Genomic DNA, 1,954 nt, shown 5'->3' with positions numbered 1-1,954 from the left:
GGCCGCTGAGGCCGAACGGTCAGGTGGCGTCGACGTCGTAGGGCGTCGGCCGTGCCGGGTCCCACTCCAGCGGCGTGGCCCGCGTGGAGATGTAGGGTTCCTCGACCACGGGCGCCCCACCTCCCGCGGATGCCGTGGCGGAGGCTGCGACCGCGCCCCCGGCCGCTGCCGCACCGGCAGCCGCTGAACCACCCGTGAGCCCCTTGCCTGCCGCCCGCACGGAACCGATCTGCTCGCGCACCGGCGCCACCGCGTCGTCGAGCGGGTCGAGCAGGGCTTCCTTGACGATCCGGCGGGGGTCGTACTGACGAGGGTCGTACTGGCGCCAGTTGATGTCCTCGTACTCGGGGCCGAGCTGGTCCTTGAGCTGGACCTTGGCGCCCTCCGCCATGACCCGCGCCTTGCGGATGCCGCGCGCGAGCTTGGCGGCGTACTCGGGCAACCGATCAGGTCCGAGGATGAAGACGGCGATGAGCGCGACGAGCACGACCTCCCAGCCATTGACCCCGAACACCGAGCACCACCCGTCCCTTTCCTGGACTGCACCTGCGCCGTGGGCGCGTCAGTCGGCCGAACCCTGGAGGACCATGGTGACATCCCTCTTGGCACCGCCGCGCATGATGGTCAGCGTCACCGAGTCACCCACCGTCCGGGAACGGATCAGGACGACCAGTTCACCGTCGTCGGAGACGGGCCTGCCCTCGAAGGCGATGACGACGTCACCCGCCCGCAGCCCGGCCTCGTCCGCAGGACCGTCGGGTGCCACGGCCGGCTGGCCGGAGGGGCCCGCGTCGGCGATGCGCACCCCCTCGCCGTCGTAGGTCGAGTCGAGGAACACGCCGATGATGGGGTGCACGGCCTTGCCCGTCGTGATCAGCTGCTCGACCGTGGTCGCCACCTGATCGCTCGGGATGGCGAAGCCGACGCCGATGTTGCCGCTCTGGCCGCTGATCTCCGACCCCGGGGCCCGGGCGATGGCGGAGTTGACCCCGATGACCCGGCCCTGCATGTCGAGCAGCGGCCCACCGGAGTTGCCGGGGTTGATGGCGGCGTCGGTCTGGATGGCGTTGATGAACGCCTGGTCATCGGCCTCGCCGGGCGTGACGGGCCGGTTCAGGGCGCTGACGATGCCCGTGGTCACGGTGGAGTCCAGACCGAGCGGGGCACCGACGGCGATGACCTGGTCACCGACGACCACGTCCGCCGAGCGACCCAGCTCGAGCGGGTCGAGGTCGGTGCGGTCGACCTTGACGACGGCGAGGTCGTACGACGCGTCGCGACCGACGATCGTGGCCGGCACCTGCTGACCGTTGGCCAGCACCACCGTGATCTCCCCACCGTCGGCTGCGCTCGCGACGACGTGGTTGTTCGTGACGATGTGACCACGCTCGTCGTACACCCAGCCGGAGCCGGTGCCGGTGCCGCCGCCACCCTCGACCCGCAGGGTGACGACACTCGGGGTCGTGCGAGCGGCGATGTTGGCGACGGAACCGTCCGGGCGGGTCGTGGCCCCCGCACCCACGCTCGGGGCCGAACCGGCCGCTGATCCCGTGGAGCCGAAGGACTCCCCGTCGGTCAGGGCCGCGCCGAGCAGGCCACCGAGGAGACCGGAGACGAGCGCGACGGCGAGCGACACCCCGATCAGGGCCCCCCAGCCCGGCCCGCGGCGCGCAGGGGCGGGCGCCTCGGGCGGAGCAGCCGGAGCCGGAGCAACCGGGGCACCCCACGGCGAGAGCTGGGTGGTCGGCGCCGGGTGCGTCGTGGGGCCCTGCTGGGTCGCGAAGGCCTGCTGGGCGGCGGCAGGGGCCGCCCCCTGCGCGGACGGAGTCGGCAGCGCAGCCCACGCAGGCTCCGGCTGCTGTTGGGGCACCTCTTGGGTCACCTCGTCAGAGGTGCTCGCCTGGTCCCAGGGGCGCCAGTCGTCGCGGCCCGGCTCGCGCTCACTCGTCATGGG

The 1,954-nt window shown here is 72.8% G+C and carries 2 protein-coding genes; both read right to left on the bottom strand.

The genetic code is table 11. The annotated features are described in order from the left end of the window. Nucleotides 1-19: 19 nt before the first annotated feature. Nucleotides 20-514, bottom strand: a complete 495-nt coding sequence (locus PLL68_RS14425) for a twin-arginine translocase TatA/TatE family subunit (RefSeq protein ID WP_324535266.1) — start codon at nt 512-514, stop codon at nt 20-22. A 48-nt stretch (nt 515-562) separates the two neighbouring features. Then, a partial coding sequence (locus PLL68_RS14420) for a S1C family serine protease (protein WP_324535264.1) occupies nt 563-1,954 on the bottom strand: 1,392 nt, incomplete at its 5' end.

This window comes from Ornithinibacter sp., assembly GCF_035443565.1.
Lineage (GTDB): Bacteria > Actinomycetota > Actinomycetes > Actinomycetales > Dermatophilaceae > Fodinibacter.
This window is presented reverse-complemented; position numbering and strand designations above follow the sequence as displayed.